20 protein-coding genes and 3 tRNA genes are annotated in these 25,027 nt (G+C 71.7%); 17 read left to right on the forward strand and 6 right to left on the reverse strand.

All coding sequences use genetic code 11. The annotated features are described in order from the left end of the window. Positions 1-6: 6 nt before the first annotated feature. Complete coding sequence (ilvC, locus tag ACQ3I4_RS04110) at positions 7-1,032, forward strand: ketol-acid reductoisomerase (protein ID WP_329860897.1); 1,026 nt, start codon at positions 7-9, stop codon at positions 1,030-1,032. Between the two features lie 197 nt (positions 1,033-1,229). Next, complete coding sequence (gene serA / locus ACQ3I4_RS04115) at positions 1,230-2,828, forward strand: phosphoglycerate dehydrogenase (RefSeq protein WP_329860896.1); 1,599 nt, start codon at positions 1,230-1,232, stop codon at positions 2,826-2,828. An 87-nt stretch (positions 2,829-2,915) separates the two neighbouring features. On the opposite strand, the gene ACQ3I4_RS04120 is transcribed toward serA, so the two are convergent. Continuing rightward, on the reverse strand, positions 2,916-4,991 hold the full coding sequence (locus ACQ3I4_RS04120) for a heparinase II/III domain-containing protein (RefSeq protein ID WP_430632877.1): 2,076 nt from the start codon (positions 4,989-4,991) through the stop codon (positions 2,916-2,918). A 264-nt stretch (positions 4,992-5,255) separates the two neighbouring features. Between ACQ3I4_RS04120 and ACQ3I4_RS04125 the strand changes: the two genes are divergently transcribed. From ACQ3I4_RS04125 to ACQ3I4_RS04135, 3 genes are read left to right on the forward strand one after another with little or no spacing between them, the layout of a single operon-like run. After that, entirely contained in the window at positions 5,256-5,810 is a 555-nt protein-coding gene (locus ACQ3I4_RS04125; protein WP_430632878.1) for a hypothetical protein, read from the forward strand. Further along, a complete protein-coding gene (gene metG / locus ACQ3I4_RS04130) occupies positions 5,794-7,353 on the forward strand; it encodes a methionine--tRNA ligase (RefSeq protein WP_430632879.1) in 1,560 nt (519 codons plus the stop codon). The genes ACQ3I4_RS04125 and metG overlap by 17 nt, the downstream gene beginning before the upstream one ends. A gap of 37 nt (positions 7,354-7,390) precedes the next feature. After that, a complete protein-coding gene (locus ACQ3I4_RS04135) occupies positions 7,391-8,125 on the forward strand; it encodes a DUF6270 domain-containing protein (RefSeq protein ID WP_329860893.1) in 735 nt (244 codons plus the stop codon). A 72-nt stretch (positions 8,126-8,197) separates the two neighbouring features. On the opposite strand, the gene ACQ3I4_RS04140 is transcribed toward ACQ3I4_RS04135, so the two are convergent. From ACQ3I4_RS04140 to ACQ3I4_RS04155, 4 genes are all read right to left on the reverse strand, one after another. After that, on the reverse strand, positions 8,198-10,726 hold the full coding sequence (locus ACQ3I4_RS04140; protein WP_329860891.1) for an FtsX-like permease family protein: 2,529 nt from the start codon (positions 10,724-10,726) through the stop codon (positions 8,198-8,200). Position 10,727: 1 nt separating this feature from the next. Beyond that, on the reverse strand, positions 10,728-11,483 hold the full coding sequence (locus ACQ3I4_RS04145) for an ABC transporter ATP-binding protein (protein ID WP_329860890.1): 756 nt from the start codon (positions 11,481-11,483) through the stop codon (positions 10,728-10,730). Between the two features lie 105 nt (positions 11,484-11,588). Beyond that, a complete protein-coding gene (locus ACQ3I4_RS04150; protein WP_329860889.1) occupies positions 11,589-12,275 on the reverse strand; it encodes a response regulator transcription factor in 687 nt (228 codons plus the stop codon). Further along, a complete protein-coding gene (locus ACQ3I4_RS04155; protein ID WP_430632880.1) occupies positions 12,275-13,462 on the reverse strand; it encodes a sensor histidine kinase in 1,188 nt (395 codons plus the stop codon). Before ACQ3I4_RS04155 ends, ACQ3I4_RS04150 begins: the two co-directional genes overlap by 1 nt. A 103-nt stretch (positions 13,463-13,565) precedes the next feature. Between ACQ3I4_RS04155 and ACQ3I4_RS04160 the strand changes: the two genes are divergently transcribed. From ACQ3I4_RS04160 to ACQ3I4_RS04180, 5 genes are all read left to right on the forward strand, one after another. After that, positions 13,566-14,621 carry a 3-isopropylmalate dehydrogenase gene (locus ACQ3I4_RS04160; RefSeq protein ID WP_430632881.1) on the forward strand — a complete coding sequence of 352 codons (1,056 nt, stop codon included), beginning with the start codon at positions 13,566-13,568 and terminating at the stop codon, positions 14,619-14,621. Positions 14,622-14,684: 63 nt separating this feature from the next. Beyond that, positions 14,685-15,773: a branched-chain amino acid aminotransferase gene (locus ACQ3I4_RS04165; protein ID WP_430632882.1), complete on the forward strand. Its 1,089-nt coding sequence runs from the start codon at positions 14,685-14,687 to the stop codon at positions 15,771-15,773. Between the two features lie 29 nt (positions 15,774-15,802). Then, positions 15,803-16,930: a UDP-glucose 4-epimerase GalE gene (gene galE, locus ACQ3I4_RS04170; protein WP_430632883.1), complete on the forward strand. Its 1,128-nt coding sequence runs from the start codon at positions 15,803-15,805 to the stop codon at positions 16,928-16,930. A 3-nt stretch (positions 16,931-16,933) separates the two neighbouring features. Beyond that, positions 16,934-17,695, forward strand: coding sequence for a fumarylacetoacetate hydrolase family protein (locus ACQ3I4_RS04175; protein WP_430632884.1), 762 nt, complete (start codon positions 16,934-16,936; stop codon positions 17,693-17,695). A 1-nt stretch (position 17,696) separates the two neighbouring features. Further along, positions 17,697-17,975: a hypothetical protein gene (locus ACQ3I4_RS04180; RefSeq protein WP_430632885.1), complete on the forward strand. Its 279-nt coding sequence runs from the start codon at positions 17,697-17,699 to the stop codon at positions 17,973-17,975. On the opposite strand, the gene ACQ3I4_RS04185 is transcribed toward ACQ3I4_RS04180, so the two are convergent. Further along, complete coding sequence (locus tag ACQ3I4_RS04185; protein WP_430632886.1) at positions 17,972-18,517, reverse strand: hypothetical protein; 546 nt, start codon at positions 18,515-18,517, stop codon at positions 17,972-17,974. The genes ACQ3I4_RS04180 and ACQ3I4_RS04185 overlap by 4 nt on opposite strands. A gap of 65 nt (positions 18,518-18,582) precedes the next feature. Between ACQ3I4_RS04185 and gltX the strand changes: the two genes are divergently transcribed. The 7 genes from gltX (at position 18,583) to thiL (ending at position 25,007) form a co-directional block, all read left to right on the forward strand. After that, a complete protein-coding gene (gltX, locus tag ACQ3I4_RS04190) occupies positions 18,583-20,097 on the forward strand; it encodes a glutamate--tRNA ligase (protein WP_430632887.1) in 1,515 nt (504 codons plus the stop codon). Positions 20,098-20,235: 138 nt separating this feature from the next. Continuing rightward, a tRNA-Gln gene (locus ACQ3I4_RS04195) sits at positions 20,236-20,307 on the forward strand. 59 nt (positions 20,308-20,366) lie between these two features. Continuing rightward, a tRNA-Glu gene (locus tag ACQ3I4_RS04200) sits at positions 20,367-20,439 on the forward strand. Positions 20,440-20,491: 52 nt separating this feature from the next. Then, positions 20,492-20,564: transfer RNA gene (locus ACQ3I4_RS04205), tRNA-Glu, on the forward strand. A 24-nt stretch (positions 20,565-20,588) separates the two neighbouring features. Beyond that, positions 20,589-22,385, forward strand: a complete 1,797-nt coding sequence (locus ACQ3I4_RS04210) for a dynamin family protein (protein ID WP_430632888.1) — start codon at positions 20,589-20,591, stop codon at positions 22,383-22,385. Then, the gene (locus tag ACQ3I4_RS04215; protein ID WP_430632889.1) at positions 22,382-24,022 is read left to right on the forward strand and encodes a GTPase family protein; all 1,641 of its coding nucleotides are present in this window, start codon (positions 22,382-22,384) and stop codon (positions 24,020-24,022) included. The genes ACQ3I4_RS04210 and ACQ3I4_RS04215 overlap by 4 nt, the downstream gene beginning before the upstream one ends. Beyond that, entirely contained in the window at positions 24,015-25,007 is a 993-nt protein-coding gene (gene thiL / locus ACQ3I4_RS04220) for a thiamine-phosphate kinase (RefSeq protein ID WP_430632890.1), read from the forward strand. The genes ACQ3I4_RS04215 and thiL overlap by 8 nt, the downstream gene beginning before the upstream one ends. Positions 25,008-25,027: the final 20 nt, after the last annotated feature.

Genomic DNA, 25,027 nt, shown 5'->3' on the forward strand with positions numbered 1-25,027 from the left:
ACCAAAGTGACCGAACTGTTCTACGACGACGACGCCGACCTGTCGATCATCCAGGGCCGCACCGTCGCCATCATCGGCTACGGCTCCCAGGGCCACGCCCACGCGCTGAACCTGCGCGACTCCGGCGTCGACGTGCGCGTCGGCCTGAAGGAGGGCTCGAAGTCCCGGGCCAAGGCCGAGGCCGAGGGCCTGCGCGTCGTCACCGTCGGCGAGGCCGCCGCCGAGGCCGACGTCATCATGATCCTGACCCCGGACCAGGTCCAGGCGAAGGTCTACGCCGAGGAGATCGCCGACAAGCTGCAGCCGGGCGACGCCCTGTTCTTCGGCCACGGCTTCAACATCCGCTTCGGCTTCATCCAGCCGCCGGCCGACGTCGACGTCGCGCTCGTCGCCCCGAAGGCCCCGGGCCACACGGTGCGCCGCGAGTTCGAGGCCGGCCGCGGCATCCCGGACCTGATCGCGATCGAGCAGGACCACTCGGGCGCCGCCCGCGAGCTGGCCCTGTCCTACGCCAAGGCCATCGGCGGAACCCGCGCGGGCGTCATCGAGACCACCTTCACCGAGGAGACGGAGACCGACCTCTTCGGCGAGCAGGCGGTGCTCTGCGGAGGCGCCTCGCAGCTGATCCAGTACGGCTTCGAGACCCTCACCGAGGCCGGCTACAAGCCGGAGATCGCCTACTTCGAGGTGCTCCACGAGCTCAAGCTGATCGTGGACCTGATGTGGGAGGGCGGCATCGCCAAGCAGCGCTGGTCCGTCTCCGACACGGCCGAGTACGGCGACTACGTCTCCGGCCCGCGCGTGATCACCCCGGAGGTGAAGGAGAACATGAAGGCCGTCCTGGCCGACATCCAGTCCGGCGCCTTCGCCCAGCGGTTCATGGACGACCAGGCCGCGGGCGGCAAGGAGTTCCTCGAGCTGCGCAAGAAGGGCGAGGACCACCCGATCGAGTCCACGGGGCGCGAGCTGCGCAAGATGTTCAGCTGGGTCGCCGCGAACGACGACTACACCGAGGGCGTCGCCGCGCGCTAACGGCGCGGTTCCCGTCCCACGGGGTACGACGGCGGCTCCCGCGCTTCGGCGCGGGGGCCGCCGTCCGTCGTCGTGCCCTGGGCGTAACATCCGGAGCCCGAACGCGATGGCCCGCGGGGGCGCGGGATAACCTTGGACGGGCGCCCCTGTGGGCGGCCGCCACGTTCACCGCATCCAACAGCAAAGGTGCCACCGAAGTGTCAGATCCCAAGCCCGTAGTCCTGCTGGCCGAAGAGCTTTCCCCCGCGACCGTCGAGGCGCTCGGGCCGGACTTCGAGATCCGCCGGACGGACGGTGCCGACCGTGCCCAGCTGCTGTCCGCGATCGCAGACGTCGACGCGATCCTGGTGCGTTCGGCGACCAAGGTCGACGCCGAGGCGATCGCCGCCGCCGGACGCCTGAAGGTCATCGCCCGTGCCGGAGTCGGCCTCGACAACGTCGACATCAAGGCCGCCACGCAGGCCGGCGTCATGGTGGTCAACGCGCCGACCTCCAACATCATCTCCGCCGCGGAATTGACCGTTGGGCACATCGTCTCGCTCGCCCGCCGGATCCCCGCGGCCAACGCCTCCCTCAAGGGCGGTGCCTGGAAGCGCTCCGCGTACACCGGCGTCGAACTGTTCGAGAAGACGGCCGGCATCATCGGGCTGGGCCGCATCGGCGCCCTCGTCGCCGCGCGGCTGCAGGGCTTCGGCATGAACGTCGTCGCCTACGACCCCTACGTCACCTCGGCCCGCGCGCAGCAGCTCGGCGTGCACCTGCTCGAGCTCGACGAGCTGCTCGAGACGTCGGACTTCATCACCATCCACATGCCCAAGACCCCCGAGACGGTCGGCATGCTCGGTGCCGAGGCCTTCGCCAAGATGAAGGACTCCGCCTACGTCGTCAACGTGGCCCGTGGCGGCCTCGTCGACGAGGAGGCGCTCTACGCCGCCCTCAAGGAGGGGACCATCGCCGGCGCCGGGCTCGACGTCTTCGTCAGCGAGCCGAGCACCGAGCTGCCGTTCTTCGAGTTCGAGAACGTCACCGTCACGCCCCACCTCGGCGCCTCCACCGACGAGGCGCAGGAGAAGGCCGGCATCTCGGTGGCCAAGTCAGTGCGCCTGGCCCTCTCCGGCGAACTCGTCCCGGACGCCGTGAACGTCGCGGGCGGCGTGATCGACGAGAACGTCCGCCCCGGCATCCCGCTGATCGAGAAGCTCGGGCGCATCTTCACCGCGCTGACGAGCGACTCGCTGACCACCATCGACGTCGTCGTCGCGGGCGAGATCGCCTCCCTCGACGTCAAGGCGCTCGAGCTCTCCGCGCTCAAGGGCGTCTTCCGCGACGTCGTCTCGGAGCAGGTCTCCTACGTCAACGCTCCCGTGCTCGCGGAGCAGCGGGGGATCGCCACGCGCCTCGTGACCACGTCCGAGTCGCCCGAGTACCGCAACGTGCTGACCCTGAACGGCGCGCTGTCCGACGGCACGCAGCTCTCCGTCGCCGGCACCCTGACCGGTCCCAAGCAGGTCGAGAAGCTCGTCGGGATCAACGGCTACGAGCTCGAGATCCCGATCGCCGAGCACCTGATCGTGCTGCTCTACCAGGACCGCCCGGGCGTCATCGGCTCCCTCGGCACGGCGTTCGGAACCCACGGGATCAACATCGCCGCCATGCAGGTGGCGCGCAAGGAGGAGGGCGGTCCGGCGCTGGCCGTGCTCGCCGTCGACTCGGCCCTTCCGGCCGGGATCCTCGACGAGGTGAAGGCGTCCGTCGGCGCGAGCGTGGCCCGCGAGGTGAACCTCGAGGACGATTAGAAGCCGCCGGCGTCCTGCGCCGGCGGTGTAGCGAAAGGGTCCCCGGCCGACGGCCGGGGACCCTTTCGCCTCACTCCTGAGGTCCGGCTACGACACGCGGCTCATGTAGCCGCCGGCCGTGACACGGACGACCGTCGTCGTGGAGCCCACCTTGATGGTGAGCTTGGTGGCGCCGTTCGGGTACTTGCCGGTCGTCACGGAGACTGCCGCGGTGGAACGGGCCGGGACGATCACGGAGAACAGCCCGAGGTTGTTGGACTGGTGCTTGAAGACGACCTGATCGGAGGGGACCCTGACCTGTTCGGTGGGGTAGTAGTGCCCGCGCGGTGCCGCGCTGACGACGCCGGGCGCCGCGTTGCGGTGGATGAGCGTCGAACCGGCGGGGACGCTCGAGATGCCGCTGAACGGCACCTGGACGATCGTCGTCTTCGTGGCCGAGCCCGGGGCCGAGGACTGGATCGTCGTCCGGTTCACGACCTTGGAGGTCTGGTCCGAGGGGAGGTTCCACAGGGTCTCGACCGTGTGCGTCTTCGCCTTGTCGTTGATCCTCACGCGGTCCAGGACCACCGCGATGTCGGGATCCTTCATCACGAGGATCCCGCGGGTGCGCTGGCCCTTGGTGTTGAAGGCCTGTGTCATCTCGACGAAGTCGCGGTCGCCCCGGGGGGAGTAGGCCTTCCTCGTCACGGTCGCGGGACCGCCCTTGCTCATGACGGTCGTCGGGATGAACGTGGTGCTGTGGGCGACCTCGCTGAAGCCCCAGCCCCGCCACGTGGTGCCGACGATGCCGGGGTGGCCGCCCTCGATGATCACGTCGCGCCCGCGCGCCGTGTAGAGGAACTCGAGGAGGTCGCCGCGGTGCGCCTTCTTCTCGCGTCCCGTGCCCCCACGGAACAGCCAGGAGTTCTCGTTGTTGAAGCCCGTCGCGCGGGATCCCCACGAGGAGCGGCCGAAGGCCATGCCGTTCTTGTAGATGGCGATGCGGTGCTTCGGCGCCGTGCCCTGCCGCCCGTTGCTGCCCGCGTACTGCATGTGCGGGGTGCCCGTGGCCGACGCGCTCAGGAGCTTGCTGTCCCCGTATTGGTGGTAGCGGCCGATGGAGTTGACCATGTGCGCGACCGAGGTGCCGAGGAGCCCGAGGCGCTCGTTGAACGCGGCGGAGCTCCAACCGCAGGCGGTCATCAGTTCCTGCATCTGCGCGAAGAGGCTGTAGTTGAAGAGGGCGTACGACGGCGAGGCCTCGTTGCTCAGGCCCTCGGCGTTGACCTGGGTCGGGAAGGCCTGGGCGATCCGGTCGACGGCCGTCTGCTGGTAGCGCCGCTCCCCGAGCAGGCAGCCCGTCCGCAGGAGCGCGAGGTTCTCCATGGAGCCGTGGTTGTGGGCTCCCGACCAGCGGGTCACGTTCTGCTCGGCATGTCGGTGGATGGCGGGCAGCAGCCACGCGGCGTTGGCCGGCAGGGCGCCGCCGTTCTGCTCCATCAGGACCTCCCGCAGGCACAACAGCGTGTTGAGCCGGTGGGTGTTCGATTCCTCGACGTCGGTGTTGCCCTTCCAGCTTCCCTGGTGGTCCTTGACCCAGTCCTCGGCCACGGTCGCGGCGCGCGCCAGGGCGGCCGCATCGCCGGCACGCCCGGCCTCGATGTTGTTGCCGAGCCAGCGGAGGCTGTGGAACCACAACCGCCAGCCCAGGTCCTTGTAGGGATTGGCGGCCCAGTTGATGTTTCCGCGGCCGTCGCCGACCTTGGCGGGCGCGTAGATGTGCCAGGCGTAGATGTCCTGATTGACCTGTGACACCGGGTTGTCGCGGGGCACGAGGCCGTAGCCCTGACAGCGGTACTGGGCCGGCACGGCGGCGGCCGTGGACTGTCGGGCCTTGCTCCGTTGCGGCGCGGGAAGGGGTGAAGAGAATTCCATGTCCCTCAGGGCGGGGACCTCCGGCGGCACGTAGCCGCCCGGGACGGTGCCGAGGTCGGCCGGTTCCCAGAAGCCTCCGACCTCGCCGTCTGCGGACGGCCCCTCGCCGGGAACGGCCCCGCCCGGCTCCGTGGTGCCGGATCCGGCCCCCCGGGGGGCCTCCTGCGCGGCGGCGATGGCCGGCGTCGTCCCGATGACCAAGGCCGTCGCCAGCAGCGCGGCAGACCAGCGATGGAGCGTGCTTCCCATGGATCTTCCCCCGGATTCCCCTGCCCGGTTCCCCCGATTGGTTCCGGCGCTCCCGTCAGGATAGCGCGTGGAACGCACCCGGACCCGATGCGGTCGACTCGGTGTTTCGCCCGCGCGTTTCCCTGTCCGTTTGCTTGACTGGTTCGCATCTCCAGTACCGGAAGCCGCTCCAGCGAACCCAGCGGCCCGCGGCCCGTTGACGGCCGGCCCGTCGTGCCGCCCGGAGGCCGTTGGTGGCGCCCCCTCTTCTGGACGCTCACGGGGGTGACCGTGGCCGTCGTCGCGGCGTCGGCCCTCATGCCCCTTGTCGTCGGCGTCTCGGCGGGGGACAGGACCTCTCCGGTCCGGGTCTTCTTCGACGTGACCGGCGAGCGCAATCTCCCGACGTGGTGGAACTCGGGGCTCCTGATGCTCGCGGGATTCCTCAGCCTCTGCGTCGGCGTGCCGATCGCGGCCGCCGTGCTGCTCTTCGCGTGGTTCGCCGCGCGCTTGCTGCCCCGGCCGAGCCGCGTCCTGCTGGCCTGGGGACTCGGCATCTTCTTCGCCGGGGCCATTGGCGTGGAGGCGCTCACCGGGCTCCTGCTGCCGCAGATCGGCCTCGGTTCCCCGCTCTACGTCGCGCTCTACCACGTCGAGGAGTTCCTCGAGTGCGTCGGCGCCGGGGTGCTGTGCGTCATGCCGCTGTCGGCCTCCGCCGTCGAGAGGATCCCGGGCAGCGGCCTGCGGGCCCGTTGGCTGCCGTTGGCGCCCCCGGCCGCGTCTCCGTCTGCGTCCGGCGCCCCGCCTGCGGTAGATTCTTCGGGTGACCACCAACGCTGAGCCCACCCCGTTCTACATCACCACGGCCATCTCCTACCCGAACGGCACCCCGCACATCGGGCACGCCTACGAGTTCATCGCGGCCGACGCGATGGCGCGCTTCAAGCGCCTCGACGGCTACGACGTCTTCTTCCTCACGGGCACGGACGAGCACGGGCAGAAGATGCTGCAGACGGCGGAGAAGGAGGGGATCAGCCCGCGGGAGCTGGCCCAGCGGAACTCCGACGTCTTCCAGGAGACGCAGGACGAGCTCGCGATCAGCTACGACCGCTTCATCCGCACGACCGACGCCGACCACTACGAGGCCGCGCAGGCCATCTGGCGGCGCATGGAGGCCAACGGGGACATCTACCTCGACAAGTACTCCGGCTGGTACTCGGTCCGCGACGAGGCGTTCCACTCCGAAGAGGACACCGAGGTCCGCGAGGACGGCGTGCGCTACGCCAAGGAGACGGACACCGAGGTGACCTGGACCGAGGAGGAGTCGTACTTCTTCCGGCTCTCCGCGTACCAGGACCGGCTCCTGGCGCTCTACCGGGACCAGCCGTCCTTCGGCGCCCCGCGCTCGCGCTTCAACGAGGTCATCCGCTTCGTCGAGCGCGGCCTCGAGGACCTGTCCATCTCCCGCACGACCTTCGACTGGGGCGTGCCCGTCCCGGGCAACCCGAGGCACGTGATGTACGTGTGGGTCGACGCCCTGACCAACTACCTCACGGGCGTCGGCTTCCCCGAGACCGGCTCTCCCGCCTTCCGGCGCTACTGGCCGGCGGACGTCCACGTCATCGGCAAGGACATCTCCCGCTTCCACGCCATCTACTGGCCGGCGTTCCTCATGAGCGCCGGACTCGAGCTGCCCGAGCGGGTCATGATCCACGGCCACCTGCACAACAACGGCGTGAAGATGTCCAAGTCGCTGGGCAACACCGTCGCCCCGACCGACTGGACGCAGGTCTACGGGCTGGACCAGACGCGCTTCTTCCTGCTCCGCGAGGTCGCGTTCGGCGCCGACGGCAACTACAGCCACGAGGCGATCGTCTCGCGCATGAACTCGGACCTGGCCAACAACCTCGGCAACCTCGCCCAGCGCTCGCTGTCGATGGTCGCCAAGAACTGCGGCGCAAGCGTCCCGGCGCCGGGCGGGCATTCCGACGCCGACCTCGCCCTGCTCGGGGCCGCCGACGCCCTGCTCGAGTCCAGCCGGGACTACTACTCGAGGCAGGAGTTCAGCCGCGCGCTCGAGGCCGCCTGGAACGTCCTGGGCGACGCGAACGCCTACTTCGCCGAGCAGCAGCCCTGGGTCCTGCGCAAGACGGACCCGGCGCGCATGGAGACGGTGCTCTACACGACGCTCGAGGTCGTGCGGAAGGTCGCCCTGCTCGCGCAGCCCGTCATGCCGGGTTCCGCCGGGCGGCTCCTGGACGCGCTCGGCCAGCCCAAGGGGGCCGCGCGCAGCTTCGCCGCCTTCGGCACGCCGCTCGAGCCGGGCACCGCGCTGCCGGCCCCGCAGCCGGTCTTCCCGAAGTTCGAGGAACAGGCCGGTTAACCGCCGTGGAACGTGCCCGGACCGGGAAGGGAGCCGTGTGAAGAAGTCGATCTTCATGTACGGCGGCTGCGTCACGCGCGATTCCTTCGCCTACATCGAGGACGAGTACCGGCTCGTCAAGTACGTCGCACGGCAGTCGCTCATCAGCGCCGGGCATCCGCCCGTGGACATCGCGCCGGAGCAGTCGCGGCTGGAGTCCAGCTTCCAGAACTCCCAGCTCCGGGGCGACATCGAGTCCAGCCTCCTGCCGGCCCTGCGCTCGCAGGCGGCCTCCGTCGACGCCGTGGTGCTGGACCTCGTCGTCGAACGGCTGGGCGTGGTCAAGTTCGGCGACGGGTTCCTGACGCGCTCCAACGAGTTGTCCAAGAGCCCCGCCCACGCCCTGCTGACCCCTGAGCACGAGGTGGTGCGGTTCGCGACGCCGCGCCACCTGCGCTTGTGGAAGTACTCGGCCCGCCGCCTGGTGCAGACGCTGTCCCGCCGGGGCGCCCTGGAGCGCACCGTGGTCCTCGACACGCCCTGGGCCACGCACTCGAACAGCGGCGCGCCCGTCGCCGGCTACCGGAACAGGCCGTCGGAGGCCATGAACGAGCTCTACCGGCCCTACTTCGCGTATCTCGCCGAGCTCGGCGTGCGGGTCGAGCGCCTGCCGGACGAGTTCGTCGTCGCGGACGACGACCACCAGTGGGGCGTGGCCCCGTACCACTACGTGCCCGCCGCGTACGAGTGGATCGCGTCGGTGGTCCGCTCGGTTCCGCCCCCCGCCTCCTGATCCCGGCGGTCGTCCGCCGGGACCAGGGGAGCGGGACGCCCGCCGCGTGCTCGGCGGGCCCCGGCGTCGCCCCTACTCCGTCGCGAGGCCCTCGACGGGGGAGAGCCGCGCCGCGCGCCGGCCCGGCACCACGGAGGCCGCGAGCGCGGCGAGGACCGCGACCGCCAGCACGAGGGCCAGCTGGGCCCACGGGACGGAGACGTGGATCGACGCGAAGGAGCCGATCGCGGACTGCGCCCCCAGGATGCCGTAGCCTGCGCCGAGGGCGGCGCCGAGGACCGCTGCCACGCCGGCGATGAGGACCGCCTCGAGCGCGAGCATCCCGCGCAGCTGTCCCCGGGTCAGGCCGAGGGCGCGCAGCAGCGATGACTCCCGCGTGCGTTCCAGCACGGAGAGGCTCAGCGTGTTGGCGACGCCGATGAGCGCGATGAAGACCGCCACGGCGAGCAGCCCGCTGACCACGAGCAGGAGCGTGTCGATCACCTGGGTGAACATGGCCCGCTCGAGCGCCCCGCCGGAGACGGCGTAGTCGGGCACCCCCAGCTGCGCGGACACGGCGGCCGCCAGCTCGGTGAGGGCGGCGGCGTCGAGCCCCGGATCGGCCTTGAGCCACAGCAGCGGCGTCATGCCCTGGGCGGCGAGCTCGGCCGCACCCAGGCCGGCGGTCCAGCCGGCCGCGGTCCCGCTCGTCACGAGCGGATCAAGGTAGTTGGCCCGCGTCGTCAGCGTGGCGAGCGGCCCCGAGACGGCCCCGGAGAGCGGTTCGACCGTCACCGTGGACTCCTCGACGTGCTGTGGGACGACGATCTCGCCGGGCCCCGGGACCATCGCCGGGTCGTTGACGACGGCGGCGAGGGCCGCCTCGTCGGCCGCGTACACGGGCGTGCCCGTCGGGCCATGGGCCACGGGGACGAGCAGGGCGGCGGAGGCGACGCCGTCGATCCCTTCCAGCGCGGCGGCGTCCGCGGCCGTGTAGCCGGTGTGGGTTCCGGGCGCGGCGCCGTCCACGGGTCCGGAGTCGTAGACGGTGAGGTCCACGAGGTACTCGCTGCCGAGTTCGGCCTCGAGGGTCGCCTTGGTGGTCTGGGCTCCGACCATCATCATCGCCACGAGCGTGACGCCGATGAGCAGGGCGGTCGCCGTGGTCGAGGTCCGGGCGGGGTTCCGCACGGCGTTGAGCGAGGCGAGGCGCGCCGGCACCCCACGCCCGCCGACGAGGCCGCACAGGCGCACGGCGGGCGGCAGGAAGACCGAGGCGAGGAGCAGGAGCCCCGTGAAGGACACGAGGCCGCCCGCGAAGCCCACGAGCAGTTGCGCCGCCGCGGCGCCCAGCGCCAGGAGCGCGCCGCCGCCGAGCAGCAGCACCGTCCCGGCCACGATCCGGAACCGTCCGGCCCGGTTGCCCGCGGTCGCCTCCTCCGCGGGCCGCAGGGCGGCCAGCGGGGCGACGCGCATCGCCCGGCGGGCCGGGAGCCACGCCGCGGTCAGCGTCATGAGCGTTCCGACGCCGAGCCCCGCCAGGACGGCGCCCGCGGGGACGGCCAGCACGGCGAAGGACGCCTCGGGAAGCGTGCCCACGTAGGCCACGAGGCCCGCCATGACGCCGATGGCCAGCAGCACGCCGAGGCCCGAGGCGACGAGGCCGACGAGGAGGGCCTCCACGAGGACCGAGCGGCGGATCTGCTGCTTGACGGCGCCGAGCGTCCGGAGCAGGGCGAGCTCGCGCGTGCGCTGGGCCACGAGGACGGCGAAGGTGTTCATGACGACGAGTCCGGTGACCACGAGGGCCACGAGCGCGAACACGAGGAGCACGATGGTCAGCTGGTCCTGTCCGCCCGTGAAGCCGGCGAGGTCCTGCGTCGTGCGCTCCGCCGGGGTCTGCACGATGGGCGCCGCGATCCCCGAGTCCCCGAGCGCCTTGGCGGCCGCCGCGGCGACCCCCACGGGATCGGCCCCGGCGTCGAGGCGCATCAGGAGGGCCTGGTAGACGGTGTCCCCGCCGAGGAGGCGTTCCGCGACCGCGGGCGCCGCGGTGAGCTGCGGGAAGCCGGAGACGAAGGGGTCGCTGCTCGGCACGCTCAGCCCCGCGACGGCGACGTCGAGGCTGAACGGCGTCCCGTCCGGGTCCGCCCCGGACAGGACGAGCCGGTCGCCGACGCCCACGCCGAGGCGCCCGGCGCTGCGCTCGTCGAGGAGGACGGAGCCGTCGTCGCCCGGCCAGTCGCCCGTGGCGAGGACCGTGCCGCGCAGCGCGGCGTCGTCGGCGAGGGGAAGGACGACGGCGTTGTGCTCGCCGTCGCCGGCCTGGAGCCTGCCGAAGCCGCGGAAGAGGGGGGACGCCGCGGCGACGCCGTCGAGCGCCTGCACGGCGTCGAGCTGGGCCGGGCCGAGCTGCCCGGCGTCCGGGACGCCGGGCTCGGTGCCGGCGACGAGCCCGGCCGGCTGGTAGGCCTCGCCGACGCTGCGCTCCAGGGACGCGGTGGTGGAGGCGTTGACCATGAGGGTCGCGGAGAGGAACGCGGTGCCGATCATCACGGCCAGGACCACCGCGATGAAGCGCCGCGCGTGCGTCCTGAGGTTGGCCAGGGCGAGCCCGAGCATGTCAGGCCCCCAATCCGGCCAGCGCAGCGGTGACGTTCTCCGGCGTCGGATCCTGCAGCCGGCCGACGATCTCCCCGTCGCGCATGAGCAGGACCTCGTCCGCGTAGCCGGCCGCCACCGGGTCGTGGGTGACCATGATGATGGTCTGGCCCATGTCGCGGGCCGAGGCCTTCAGGAGCGTGAGCACCTCGGCCCCCGTGCGGGTGTCGAGGTTGCCCGTGGGCTCGTCCCCGAAGACGACCTCGGGCCGCGTCAGGAGCGCCCGGGCCACGGCGACGCGCTGCTGCTGGCCGCCGGAGAGCTCGTGGGGCTTGTGGCCGAGGCGGTCGCCCAGGCCGAGGGTGTCGACGACGGTCGCGAGCCACTCGGCGTCGGGCCGGCGGCCGGCGAGCTGCAGCGGCAGGACGATGTTCTGCTCGGCGGTGAGGGTGGGGACCAGGTTGAAGGACTGGAAGACGAACCCGATCGTGTCCCGGCGCAGGCGGGTGAGCTGGTTGTCGTCGAGGCGGGTGATGTCCTGCCCCGCGATGAGGATCTCGCCGGAGGTGGCGGTGTCGAGGCCGGCGAGGCAGTGCATGAGGGTGGACTTGCCGGACCCCGAGGGGCCCATGATGGCGGTGAAGCGGCCGCGTTCGAACGCGACGTCGACGCCGCGCAGGGCCTCGACCCGGGTGTCGCCGGATCCGTAGTGCTTGGTCAGGCCGCGGGCCGCGACGGCCGCGGTGGACGTCGGGAGGGAGGTGTCGGTGATGGTCATGGCCTCCACGCTACGGAGGCCGGCGCCCGCGGGGCATCCACCGGGCGGACGGACTCGCAGGGCCGGCCGTCATCCCCAGGTATGAGCCGGCGGTCCCGCCCGGTCCTACGGCGTGACGACGCCGGTCGCGTAGGCGATCAGCACGGCCTGGACGCGGTCGCGGGCGCCGAGCTTGGCCAGGATCCGGCCCACGTGGGTCTTCACGGTGGCCTCGGAGAGGAACAATCCGGCGGCGATCTCCGGATTCGAGCGCCCCGCGGCGATGAGCTCGAAGACCTCGCGTTCCCGCGCCGTGAGCGAGCCGACGGCCGCGGCGTGCTCGCTGCTCTCCGGCGTCGGCCGCCGCAGCATGGGGGCGACGTGGTCCAGGAGCCGCCGCGTCGTGGACGGGGCGATCACGGCGTCGCCGCGGTGGACGGTGCGGATCGCCTCGAGCAGCTCCTCGGGCGGGGCGTCCTTGAGCAGGAAGCCGCTCGCGCCGGCCTGGATGGCCGCGAGCGCGTACTCGTCGAGGTCGAACGTGGTCAGGACGATGATCCGCGGGCCCTCGCCCTCGGCCCCGCCCAGGAGCCGTTCCGTCGTGGCGATCCCGTCGAGCTCGGGCATGCGCACGTCCATGAGGACGACGTCGGCGTGGGAGACCGCCGGGGAGGCAAGCGCCTCGCGGCCGTTGGCAGCCTCGGCGACGACATCGAGGTCCGGCTGGGAGTCGATCAGCATGCGGAAGCCGCTGCGGACCAGGAGCTGGTCGTCCACGAGGGCGACGCGGATGGGGCCGTGGGGGTCGTGCATCAGTCCTCCGAATAGGGAAGGAACACCGAGGCCTCGAAGCCGCCGGCGGGGCGGGGGCCGGCGTGGACGGTGCCGTCGTAGAGCCGGACACGCTCGGCCATGCCGACGAGGCCCTGGCGCGAGCCCGCGGTCTCCTCCGAGGCCGTGGCTCCCCGACCATTGTCCACGACGGAGACGGTCAGGCCGCCGGCGCCCCAGTCGGTCCTCACCGTCGCCGTCACCGCGGGCCCGGCGTGGCGGATGACGTTGGTCAGGCCCTCCTGGACGGCGCGGTAGGCGGCGAGCTCGGCCCCGGGCGGCAGGCTCCTGCGGCGGTTGCCGGAGGCGCCGAGGACGACGTCGAGTCCCGACGTGCGCGTGGCCTCCACCAGTTCGGGGATGTCCTCGAGCGTCGGCAGGGGAGCGGACGACGCCTCGTCGTCGCTGCGCAGCACGCCGAGGAGGCGCCGCATCTCGCGCAGGGACTTGCGCCCCTCGTCGGCGATCGTCCCGAGCGTCTCGACGGCGAGCCCGGGACGGTCCGCCGCGGCGTAGCGGGCGCCGTCGGCCTGCGTGATGATGATGGACAGGGTGTGGGCGACGATGTCGTGCATCTCGCGGGCGATCCGGTGCCGCTCGTCGGCGGCGGCGAGCTCGCGTTCCTGCTGCCGCTCGACCTCGAGGCGGCGGGCCCGGTCCGTCACGGCCTTCAGGGCCAGGCGCCGGTTCCGGGCGAGGTCCCCGAACGTCCAGGAGAGCAGGACGATCAGGCTGATGCCCAGGAAGCTCAGGACGAGTCCCTCGACGCTGAAGGCCCCGCCGACGGTGCCGAAGCGCAGGGTCGCCATGAGGGCGCCGGTGATGCCGAGCGCCAGGCCGGCGAGGGACTGCCAGCGGCGGCCGTAGGCGGCGAGCGTGTAGAGCGTGATCGGCACGGCCGCCTGGGAGGGCAGGAAGGTGTCGACGAACACGAGCTGCAGGAGGCTCCCGGCAACGACCGCCGCCGCGCTCGCGCCGGGGTGGCTGCGGCGCCAGATCAGCGCGAGGAGCTGGATCGAGGAGACCGCCAGGACGGGCAGCGCCGGCGTGAGGGCCGCGATGATCCCGGGGAGCAGTCCGAGGAAGAGCCACAGCGTCAGCGCGAGCGCCCGGTCGACGGCGGCCGGGTGCTCCCGGATCCAGCGGTCGAGCGAGCGGTGCGGGTTCATGGATCCATCCTAGGCGGGCAGGCCGCCTCCTCCGGCGACGTGTTTCGTCTCGCCATATGAGACGCATTGACCATCATGCGGACGCCGTTTTTAGAATGGTGGCATGAGCAGAACCATTGATCTCGCAGTCATCCCGGGCGACGGCATCGGCCCCGAAGTCATCGCCGAAGCCGTCAAGGTCCTCAAGCGGGCCACGCAGGTCGAGGACGTCCGGCTCACGCTGACGGACTACCAGCTCGGTGCCGCCCACTGGCTCGCCACGGGGGAGACGCTCACGGAGTCGACCCTCGCGGCGCTCAAGGGCCACGACGCCATCCTCTTCGGCGCGGTCGGCGCCGCGCCGGGCGACACCCGCGTCCCCTCGGGCCTCATCGAGCGCGAGCTGCTGCTCAAGCTGCGCTTCAGCCTGGACCACTTCGTCAACCTGCGCCCGTCCAGGCTCTACCCGGGCGTCCCCAGCCCGCTCGCCGAACCGGGCGAGGTGGACTTCGTCGTCGTCCGCGAGGGCACGGAGGGCCCCTACGTCGGCAACGGCGGCGCGTTGCGCGTCGGCACCCCGCACGAGATCGCCACGGAGGTCTCCGTCAACACGGCCCACGGCGTCGAGCGGGTCGTGCGGGATGCGTTCGAGCGGGCCGGCAGGCGGCGCAAGAAGGTCACGCTCGTGCACAAGCACAACGTCCTGGTGCACGCCGGGCACTTGTGGCGCCGGACCGTCGAGGCGGTCGCGGCCGAGTACCCGGACATCGAGCACGACTACCTGCACGTCGACGCCGCGACGATCTTCCTGGTCACCGATCCGTCGCGCTTCGACGTCATCGTCACGGACAACCTCTTCGGGGACATCCTCACCGACCTGGCCGGCGCCGTGACCGGAGGGATCGGGCTCGCGGCGTCCGGCAACATCAACATGTCCCGCACGGCGCCGTCGATGTTCGAACCCGTCCACGGCTCCGCGCCGGACATCGCCGGGCAGCAGAAGGCCGATCCCACCGCGGCCATCCTCTCCGCGGCGCTCCTGCTGGACCACGTCGGCCTGCCGGAAGCGGCGCGCCGGATCGAGGACGCGGTCGAGGCGGACATCGCCGGGCGGGCGGGCCTCGCCGGGGGGCGCAGCACGTCCGAGATCGGTGATGCCATCGCGCTGGCGTTGTCCTAAGCTGGTTAACGGTCATTAACGCAGCCCGCAAGGGCTCCAGTCGTAGAGGAAGTGCGCCGGCACATGGAATTCTCACAGCAGCTCTCCACCACCCCCAAGAGCGCCGAAGACCGCGCCGCCGTCCTGGCGAACCCGGGATTCGGCGACCACTTCACGGACCACACCGTCGTCATCGACTGGACCCTGGAGGACGGCCAGGGCGCCTGGCATAACGCGCGCGTCGAGCCCTACGGCCCGATCGCCATGGACCCCGCCGCGTCCGTGCTGCACTACGGCCAGGAGATCTTCGAGGGGCTCAAGGCCTACCGCCACGCCGACGGCAGCGTGTGGACGTTCCGCCCGGAGGCCAACGCGGCGCGCTTCAACAAGTCCGCCGAGCGCCTGGCGCTGCCGCAGCTTCCGGTCGAGGACTTCGTCGAGTCCCTGCGCCAGATCGTCTCCGCCGACCGCGACTGGGTGCCCTCGGGTGACGGCGAGGCCCTGTACCTGCGGCCCTTTATGATCGCTACGGAGGCCTTCCTCGGCGTCCGTCCCGCCCACGAGGTCTCCTACCGCGTCATCGCCTCGCCGGCCGGCAACTACTTCGGCGGCGAGCTCAAGCCCGTCTCGATCTGGCTCTCCACGCGCTACGCGCGCGCCGGCCGCGGCGGCACGGGCGAGGCCAAGTGCGGCGGCAACTACGCGGCCTCGCTCGCGGCCCAGCTCGAGGCCGAGGCCAACGGCTGCAAGCAGGTCCTGTTCCTGGATCCGTTCAACGACGACGCCGTCGAGGAGCTCGGCGGGATGAACGTGTTCTTCGTCTTCAAGGACGGGCGGATCGTCACCCCCGAGCTGAACGGCACCATCCTGCACGGCGTGACCCGCTCGTCCGTGCTGCAGCTCGCCAAGGACCGCGGCCTCGCGGTCGAGGAGCGCAAGATCACGCTCGAGGAGTGGCGCCGCTCCGTCGAGGACGGCAGCCTCGCCGAGGTCTTCGCCTGCGGCACGGCCGCCGTCATCACGCCGATCGGCGAGCTCAAGACCGAGGACGGCTCGATCACCTCCCCGGAGCCCGGGCCGGACTCGGTCGCCATGGCCATCCGCGAACAGCTCCTGGGCATCCAGACCGGGACCGTCGAGGACGCGCACGGCTGGCTGACGCGGCTGGCGTAGCGCGGGGCCGGTTCTCATAGACTGGCACCATGCGCATTCTCGTCACCGGCGGTGCCGGCTACATCGGGTCCCACACCGTCCTGCAGCTGCTCGAGGCGGGGCATGACGTCCACGTCCTGGACAACCTCTCCAATTCCTCTCCCGAGGCCCTGCGGCGCGTCGCGGAACTGGCGGGGCACGAGTCCCGCCTCCACGTCGCCGACCTCGTGGACGCGGAGGCGGTGGACGCCGTGCTGGCCGAGGCGGAGCCCGAGGCCGTCGTGCACTTCGGCGGCCTCAAGGCGGTCGGCGAGTCCTCGGCCCAGCCGCTGCGCTACTACCGCAACAACGTCGCGGGCACGCTCAACCTGCTCGAGGCCATGGACCGCCACGGCGTGCGCACCTTCGTCTTCAGCTCCTCGGCCACCGTCTACGGAGAGGCCGGCGGGGTCGTGGAGTACACGGAGGACCTGCCGCTGGACGCCATGAACCCCTATGGCCGGACCAAGATGCACATCGAGCAGATGCTCGACGACCTCGCCGCGTCCGATCCGCGCTGGGCGATCGCCAAGCTGCGCTACTTCAACCCCGTCGGCGCCCACGAGTCGGGCACCATCGGTGAGGACCCGCAGGGGGTGCCGAACAACCTCATGCCGTTCGTCGCGCAGGTCGCGGTCGGGCGCCGCGACGAGCTCAAGGTCTTCGGCGACGATTACCCGACGCCGGACGGGACGGGCGTGCGCGACTACATCCACGTCGTCGACCTCGCCGCGGGTCACCTCGCGGCGCTGGAGTTCGTGCTCGAGCACGGCGGGCTGCACGCCTGGAACCTGGGCAGCGGCCTCGGCTCCTCGGTTCTCGAGGTCGTCGCGGCCTTCTCGCGCGCCGCCGGACGCGAGGTGCCCTACACCGTCGTCGAGCGCCGGCCCGGGGATCTGCCGGCCTACTGGGCCGATCCCACGCGGGCCCGCGAGGAGCTCGGCTGGAAGTCCGAGCGCGGGCTCGAGGACATGGTCAAGGACGTGTGGCGGTGGCAGTCGGCCAACCCCCACGGGTACGACGACGGGGCCCCGGCCGGGATCCCGGAGGCCGGGGACGGAGCGGCACGGCTCCCGGCGGACGAGCCCGGCCCCGGCGATGCCCGCGCGGACGACGCCGCGGCAGTGGATAGGGTGTAGCCCATGCGCATCGCACGTTTCGTCATCGACTCTGATCCCCAGTACGGACTCGTGGAGGGCGACGAGATCGCCGCCATCGCGGGAGACCCCTTCTTCCAGGGCGTCCAGCCCACGGGCACGCGGCACCCCCTCGACGAGGTCCGCCTGCTCGCGCCGATCATTCCGCGGTCCAAGGTCGTCTGCTTCGGCCGCACCTACGCTGACCACGCCAAGGAGCTCGGCAACGAGGTCCCGGCCGCGCCGCTGATGTTCCTCAAGCCCAACACCGCCGTCGTTGGACCGGGCGATCCCGTGACGCTGCCCGCGTTCTCGGAGGAGGTCTCCTACGAGGCCGAGCTCGCCGTCGTCATCGGCCGGATCTGCAAGGACGTCCCGGCGGAGAAGGCCTCCGACGTGGTCTTCGGCTACACGATTGCCAACGACCTCACGGCCCGCGATGCCCAGCGGACGGACGGCCAGTGGGCCCGGGCCAAGGGCTGGGACGGATCCTGCCCGCTCGGCCCCTGGATCGAGACCGAGCTCGACGTCGACGACGTCACCATCAGCGGCCGGCTCGACGGCGAGCAGGTGCAGTCCGGCAGCACGGCGCAGCTGATCTGGAGCGTGGCCGACCTCGTCGCCTACGCCTCGCAGGCCTTCACGCTCCTGCCCGGCGACGTGATCCTGACGGGCACGCCGGCCGGCGTCGGGCTGGTCCGCGAGGGCCAGCGCTTCGAGGCCGAGATCGAGGGCATCGGGACGCTGTCGAACACCTTCCGGCGCTGACGTGTACGGACAGCGCCGCGTCGGCCGCGTGTTCGGCGGGGCCATGACGGAGATCCACAAGCAGCGCGCGGCCCGGCCCGCCTGGCAGAAGCGGCTGACGCGCCTGTGGTTCCTGGCCGTGGGCCTCGGCGTCGGGGCGCGGATCAACCATCATCTCGGCGGGCCGGACTGGGCGACGGGCGTGCTCCTGGCGACGGCGATCGGCCTGGCCGTGGCGCTGCTGGTCAGGCGGATCGCCGCCGCCCTACGGGCCCGCCCCGGAGGGGGCGCCGCGGGCTAGAGCGTCCGGCACTGGTCCTCCTTGCTGCCGGAGACCTTGTTCTTGCCTCCGACGGGCCGAGGACTGTTCTCCTTGCACTGCAGATTCCCGCGGACGATGTTGAAGCTGACCCGCTGCTGGCCCCGGTTCTTGAAGACCTGGATGTCGCCGCGCACGGAGTTGCGCACGATCCAGCCGGTCCTGCCCTCCTCGTGCTGGATGTTGCCGTTCACGGTGGTCCCGTCGGTGTGGACTGCCTGGTACTTGGTCTGGATGTCGCCGTCCACCCACGACTTGAAGACCTTGAGCGTGCCCACGGTGCGCTCGGTCTGCACGTTGCCCCAGACGCGCGCGTAGAGCACGTGCACGGAGCTGGCCTGCTTGGCCTGGACGTCTCCCTTGACGTGGGTGCGCGAGACGAGGATGTTCTTCGGCGCCGTCGTTCCCTGGATGTTCCCGTGGACCGTGCCGTAGTAGGAACCGAGCGTCGATCCCCGGCCCAGCTTGACGTCCCCGCGGACGATGACCCGGGTGAGCTTGCACGTGGCCCCGGCGGGTACCACGACGTTGCCGGAGACCGTGAGAGCTTTCTCATGTGCGCCGGGCGGCGGCTAGACTCGCTTGCATCATGACTGCACCAGCCACCATCCCCACCGTGACCGCCGAGACGCCCGTCCGCGTCCGCTTCTGTCCGTCCCCGACGGGGACCCCGCACGTCGGACTGATCCGCACCGCCCTCTTCAACTGGGCCTTCGCCCGGCACACGGGCGGGAAGATGATCTTCCGCATCGAGGACACCGACGCCCAGCGGGACAGCGAGGAAAGCTACGAGCAGCTCCTCGAGGCCCTCGACTGGCTCGGCATCGACTGGGACGAGGGCGTCGACGTCGGTGGCCCGCACGAGCCCTACCGGCAGTCCCAGCGCTCGGGGATCTACGAGGACGTCATCGCCAGGCTCCGTGCGGCGGGGCACCTGTACGAGTCCTACTCGACGCCGGAGGAGGTGGAGGCGCGCCACCGCGCGGCCGGCCGCGACCCGAAGCTCGGCTACGACAACCACGACCGCACGCTGACGGCCGGGGAGATCGAGGCCTTCCGCGGCGAGGGCCGCGAGCCGGTGCTGCGGGTGCGGATGCCGGACGAGGACCTCACGTTCACGGACCTGGTCCGCGGCGAGATCACCTTCAAGGCCGGCTCGGTTCCCGACTTCGTGGTGGTCCGCGCCAACGGCAAGCCGCTCTACACGCTCGTGAACCCGGTGGACGACGCCCTGATGGGCATCACCCACGTCCTGCGCGGGGAGGACCTGCTGTCCTCCACACCGCGGCAGATCGCCCTCTACCGCGCGCTCATCGACGTCGGCGTGGCCCGGTACATGCCGCTCTTCGGCCACCTGCCCTACGTCATGGGGCAGGGCAACAAGAAGCTGTCCAAGCGGGACCCGGAGTCGAGCCTCTTCCTGCACCGCGAACGCGGCTTCATCCCCGAGGGCCTGCTGAACTACCTGGCACTGCTCGGCTGGTCGCTCAGCGCCGACGAGGACGTCTTCGACCGCGCGCAGCTCGTCGAGGCCTTCGACGTCGCGGACGTGCTGTCCAACCCGGCCCGCTTCGACCTGAAGAAGGCCGAGGCGATCAACGGCACGCACGTGCGCAGGCTCGGGGCGGAGGACTTCCGGGAGCGGCTCGTGCCGTACCTGCGCCACGCCGGCCTCGTTGGCAGCGAGCCGTCGGCCCGGGAGCGCGAGATCCTCGCGGAGGCGGCACCGCTGGTCCAGGAGCGCATCACGCTCCTCGGCGAGGCCCCGGACATGCTCGAGTTCCTCTTCCGCGCGGACGAGGAGATCGTCGTCGCCCAGGACGCGCTCAAGGGCCTGCCGGGCAACACGGACGAGGTCCTGGCGGCGGCCGGAACGGCGCTGGAGGGGCTGGGGGAGTGGACCAAGGACTCCATCGAGGCCGCGCTGCGCGAGGCGCTCATCGACGGGCTGGGACTGAAGCCGCGGCTCGCCTTCGGGCCCGTGCGCACGGCCGTCTCCGGCAAGCGGATCTCGCCGCCGCTCTTCGAGTCCATGGTCATCCTGGGCCGGGAATCGTCCCTGGCCCGGCTCCGTCGGTTCGCCCAGGACATCAGGTCCCTCTAGCCGGCCCCGGGGTGGCGCGGCTCACACGGCAGGCCGCCCAGGCCGGTTTTGGATTTCGGATGAGTCTCCGGTAGAGTATTTACTCGTGCTGAGGCGCTAGAAACTTCCGCGAGGGAGGGCCTGGAGGCCGAAGTCCAGTGGGATATGGTGTAATTGGCAACACTACGGTTTCTGGTACCGTCATTCTAGGTTCGAGTCCTGGTATCCCAGCGAGGCGCTGCTCCGGCGGCGCTCTCATCCTGTCCGCTCCGGCGGGCGGGAAAGCGTCCGGCCCCATCGTATAGCGGCCTAGTACGCCGCCCTCTCACGGCGGTAACGCGGGTTCGAATCCCGCTGGGGTCACGGTCGCAACCAGCCAGTCGATGTGAATCGAAGGGCGCGGTTGCGGTGCTAGGGCCCCATCGTATAGCGGCCTAGTACGCCGCCCTCTCACGGCGGTAACGCGGGTTCGAATCCCGCTGGGGTCACAGGTTGAAGGATCGCGGAGCGCCATGGCGCACCGCGATCCTTCTTTTGTTTGGCAAGATGGATCCGTGAACGAACCCCCGCACGACCCAGTTGCCGTGGACCGGACCGTCGAAGGACTCGGGCAACTGCTCGAGGCCGCGGCCTCCGCCTCGCTGCCGCTCCCGCTGCCCGGTGCCGCCGAGGCCCGCGCGGCGGCCGCAGCGCTGGTCGACCAGGTCAACGACTACGTCCTGCCCCGCTACCGGAGCCTGGACGCCCCCCTGCTTGCCGTCGTCGGGGGCTCCACGGGCGCGGGCAAGTCGACGCTCGTGAACGGCCTCGTCGGCCGGGTCGTCACCCGGGCCGGTGCCATCCGGCCCACGACGCGCCAGCCGATCCTCCTACACCATCCTGGCGAAGCACGGTGGTTCGAGGGGGACCGGATCCTCCCGGCGCTGCCCCGCGTTTCCGGCCCGGCGGCAGTGTCGGCCGCGCCGACCGGACCGGCCGCTGATGGCCATGTCGAGACGCTGCTGCTCGTCGCCGATCCGGCCGTTCCCGCCGGCGTCGCCCTGCTCGACGCGCCAGACATCGACTCGGTCTCGGACGCGAACCGCCTCTTGGCGCGGCAGCTCCTCGCGGCGGCCGATCTGTGGCTCTTCGTCACCACCGCCAACCGCTACGCCGACGCGGTGCCGTGGGCGCTCCTGAAGGACGCGGCCACGCGCGACATCACGGTCGGCGTCGTCCTGGACCGGGTCCCCGCCGAGGTCGAGCGGGAGGTCGCCGACGACCTGCAGGCCATGCTCTCCCGCGAAGGCCTCCCGGACGCCCGGCTCTTCACCGTCCTCGAGCATCCGCTCGGCCCCGACGGCCTCCTGCCGCCCGAGGCGGTGGCCGGCCTGCGTTCCTGGCTCGAGGAGGTGGCCGGCGATGCCGCGTCCCGCACGGAGATCGCCCGCCGCACGCTCGCCGGGGTCGTCCGGCAGCTCGGGCCGCGGATCGAGCTCGTCGCCGCGGCGGAGGACGAGCAGCACGAGGCCGCCGCCCGGCTCCGCGCCGACGTGGACTCCGCCTTCGGCGAGGCGCGCGCCGGCATCGCCCGGGCTGCCGGCGACGGGACGCTGCTGCGCGGCGAAGTCCTGGCCCGATGGCAGGACTTCGTGGGCACGGGGGAGTTCTTCCGCTCCCTCGAGAGCGGGATCGGCCGGCTCCGCGACCGGATCGGTGCCTTCCTCAGCGGCAAGCCGCAGCCGGTCAAGACCGTCGAGGAGGCCATCGAGACCGGGCTGCACGCCGTGATCATCGACGAGGCGGCCACGGCCGCCGAACGGGTCGAGGAGCGCTGGCGGCAGGATCCCGCGGGACGGTCCCTGCTCGACGGCGCGGGGCTCGGTGGCGTCTCGGACGGCTTCAGCACCGAGGCGGCCGCGGCCATCCGGGCCTGGCAGGGCGAGCTCCTGGAACTCATCCGCACCGAGGGGCAGGGGCGCCGGTTGACGGCCCGCATGGCCTCCTTCGGCGTCAACGGGGTCGCCGTGGCGCTCATGATCGTCGTCTTCGCCTCCACGGCCGGGCTCACCGGTCTGGAGGTCGGCATCGCCGGCGGCTCCGCGGTCGTCGGGCAGAAGCTGCTGGAGGCGATCTTCGGGGAGGACGCCGTCCGGCGCCTGGCCCGCAAGGCCAAGTCCCTCCTCGAGGAGCGCTGCGCGGAGCTGCTCGACGCGGAGGCCGGACGCTTCACGGCGCTGCTTCCCTCGGGCCGGACCCCCGCGGACACCGAGGAGCTCCGCCGTCTGTCCCGCGAGCTGCAGGCGGGCTTCGACGGGGGCCGCTCGTGACCCGGCGCCGGCGCACGGCGTCGGCTTCGCCCCTCGAGGCCCGCCTCGAGGCACTCGACCGCGCCCGCCAGCTCGGCGACGGAGTCGTTCCCGTCGAGGCAGCGGGCACGGCGCTGGCCGTCCTCGAACGCGCCGCCTCCCGCCGGTCGCTCAGCCCGGACCACACCGTCGTCGGCTTCCTCGGCGCCACCGGAAGCGGCAAGTCCTCGCTCTTCAACGCCGTGACCGGGCGGGAACTGGCCCGCACCGCCGCCACGCGCCCGACGACCTCCCGCCCGATGGCCGCCGTCTCCGGAAGCGAGGGAAGCGCCGAGCTGCTCGATTGGCTCGGCGTCGAGGAGCGCCACCTCCTCGACGGGCCGGACGCGCCGGGACGGGCGGGCCGCGCGCGCCGGAAGAGCACACCTGGAGGGGTCGTCCTCCTGGACCTGCCGGACTTCGACTCCACCGAGGCCTCCCACCGGGAAACGGCCGAGCGCCTCGCCGGACAAGTCGACCTGCTCGTGTGGGTCCTGGACCCGCAGAAGTACGCCGACGCCGCGGTGCACCACGACTTCATCCGGCGCTTCGCCGGTCACGGTGCGGTCAGCGTCGTGGTGCTCAACCAGATCGACCGCCTGGCCCCGGAGGACCGCGGACCCGTCCTGCAATCCCTGCGCACGCTTCTGGATGATGAGGGCGTGCGGCCCGCCCGGATCCTCGCGACATCGGCGAAGACCGGGGAGGGTACGGGGGAGCTGCGCGAGCTCATCGGCCAGATGGCCGACACCCGCACGGCCGCGTCCGAACGCCTAACGGCCGACGTCCTGCACGCGGCGTCCCTCCTGGACGACGGCGGCTCCCGGCGGCCGGCGGAGGCCCCCGGCCGCGACGCCCGCGCCCGGCTCGGCCGCGAGCTCGCCGCCGCCGGAGCCGTCGGCACCGTCGTGGCGGCCGTGGAGAAGTCCTACCGCATCCGCTCGACCGCCGCCACGGGTTGGCCCCCCACACGGTGGCTGCGGAAACTACGTCCCGACCCCCTGCGCCGGCTCAACCTCCACCGCCCCGACGTCGCCCCGGAGCTCAACCGCACGTCCCTGCCCGCCCCCGGCGCCGCCCAGCGCGCCCAGGCCGACGCGGCCGTCCGCTCCTACGCGGAGGCCGCGGCCCACGGCGCTCCCGAGGCGTGGAGGGCCTCGATCCGCCGGGCCGCGCGGGCCTCGGCACAGGAGCTGCCCGACGCCGTGGACCAGGCCATCGCCCGTACCGGCACCACGGCCGGCCGGCGCAGCTGGTGGTGGGCACCGGTCTCGGTGCTGCAGTGGCTCGTGCTCGCCGCCGCCGTGGCCGGTGCCGTGTGGCTCGGCGGCCTCGCGGTCCTCGGCTACCTCCAGTTCGACGTCCCGCCGGCTCCCGCCGTGGAGGGCTTCCCGCTGCCGACCCTGATGCTGCTCGGCGGCATCGTCCTGGGCGTCGCCCTCGCGATGGCCTCGGGACTCGCGGCCCGGACGGCGGCCCGGCACAGGGCTCGCTCCGTCCGGCGGCGGCTCGAGGCCGCCGTCGACGACGTGGCGACGCGGCTCGTCGTGGAGCCCGTCGACGCCGAGCTGGGCCGCTACAACGACTTCCGTTCGGCCCTGGAGGCAGTCCGTGCGTGATGCCGACGCGACCATTGAGGGGCTGGGCGAGGCCGGCCTTCTGGATTTGATCCTGCCTCGGCTTCAAGGCGCTGGCGCCCTCCTTGGGCCGGGTGACGACGCCGCGATGATCGCAGCGCCCGACGGCCGCTTTGTCGTCAGCATCGACACACTCGTAGAGGACCAGGATTTCCGTCTCGTGTGGCCGTGTGGATATCGAACGACCGGATTCGACGTCGGCTGGAAGGCCGCTGCCCAGAACCTTTCCGACATTAATGCCATGGGTGCCGTCGCAACCTCGGCGGTGATCAGCCTGACGCTTCCTGGGCAAACCCCGGTCGGCTGGGTCACGGATCTGGCCGATGGCTTCAGCGCGGCTTGTCGTGAGTTGGGCGCCACGCGGTGTGCGATCGCCGGCGGCGATCTTGGCCGTGGAGAAGGTATCTCCGTCACCACGGCTGTGACGGGCGACCTTGAGGGGCGGGCCCCAGTTCTTCGCTCGGGAGCGAAACCGGGAGACGTGCTCGCTGTGACAGCGGGACTGGGGCGTGCGGCGACAGGGCTGGCTCTCTTGGAGTCACGCGACAACTGGACGTCCTGGAGCAGAGCATCGGCGGAGTTGGTTCGGGCGCAATTGCGGCCCCGCCCGCCACTATCGTTGGGGCCCGAGGCTGCGCGTGGTGAGGCAACGGCGATGATGGACCTCTCTGACGGGCTAGCTCGTGACGGGGGCCGACTGGCTCATGCAAGCGGACTTGCACTGAAACTCGATGCGGCGGCACTTGTGAACATCGGGACCGAAATCTCGAAGATTGTGCGAGTCGGGAGTTGCGATCCGTTGGAACTAGTCTGCGGCGGTGGTGAGGACTTTGGGCTCCTTGCGACGTTTGCTCCAGGGGCACTCCCCGGCGGATTCGTCCAGATCGGCCGTGCCGTCGACAGCAAGCCAGGGGTCACGCTGGATGGGCGACCTCTTGACCGTTGGGCATGGGACCACTTCAGGTAACGTGCCTCGGAGCTCTCCGC

This window comes from Zafaria sp. Z1313 (assembly GCF_050563205.1).
Classification (GTDB): domain Bacteria; phylum Actinomycetota; class Actinomycetes; order Actinomycetales; family Micrococcaceae; genus JAZDCJ01.

Excerpts from the sequence above, each read along its gene's own strand:
- ACQ3I4_RS04140 (WP_329860891.1), bottom strand. The coding sequence starts at position 10,726 with ATGCTCGGGCTCGCCCTGGCCAACCTCAGGACGCACGCGCGGCGCTTC.
- ACQ3I4_RS04165 (WP_430632882.1), top strand. The coding sequence starts at position 14,685 with ATGGAATTCTCACAGCAGCTCTCCACCACCCCCAAGAGCGCCGAAGAC.
- ACQ3I4_RS04155 (WP_430632880.1), bottom strand. The coding sequence starts at position 13,462 with ATGAACCCGCACCGCTCGCTCGACCGCTGGATCCGGGAGCACCCGGCC.
- ACQ3I4_RS04210 (WP_430632888.1), top strand. The coding sequence starts at position 20,589 with ATGGCGCACCGCGATCCTTCTTTTGTTTGGCAAGATGGATCCGTGAAC.
- gltX (WP_430632887.1), top strand. The coding sequence starts at position 18,583 with ATGACTGCACCAGCCACCATCCCCACCGTGACCGCCGAGACGCCCGTC.
- ACQ3I4_RS04145 (WP_329860890.1), bottom strand. The coding sequence starts at position 11,483 with ATGACCATCACCGACACCTCCCTCCCGACGTCCACCGCGGCCGTCGCG.
- ACQ3I4_RS04120 (WP_430632877.1), bottom strand. The coding sequence starts at position 4,991 with ATGGGAAGCACGCTCCATCGCTGGTCTGCCGCGCTGCTGGCGACGGCC.
- ACQ3I4_RS04150 (WP_329860889.1), bottom strand. The coding sequence starts at position 12,275 with ATGCACGACCCCCACGGCCCCATCCGCGTCGCCCTCGTGGACGACCAG.
- ACQ3I4_RS04175 (WP_430632884.1), top strand. The coding sequence starts at position 16,934 with ATGCGCATCGCACGTTTCGTCATCGACTCTGATCCCCAGTACGGACTC.
- galE (WP_430632883.1), top strand. The coding sequence starts at position 15,803 with ATGCGCATTCTCGTCACCGGCGGTGCCGGCTACATCGGGTCCCACACC.
- ACQ3I4_RS04160 (WP_430632881.1), top strand. The coding sequence starts at position 13,566 with ATGAGCAGAACCATTGATCTCGCAGTCATCCCGGGCGACGGCATCGGC.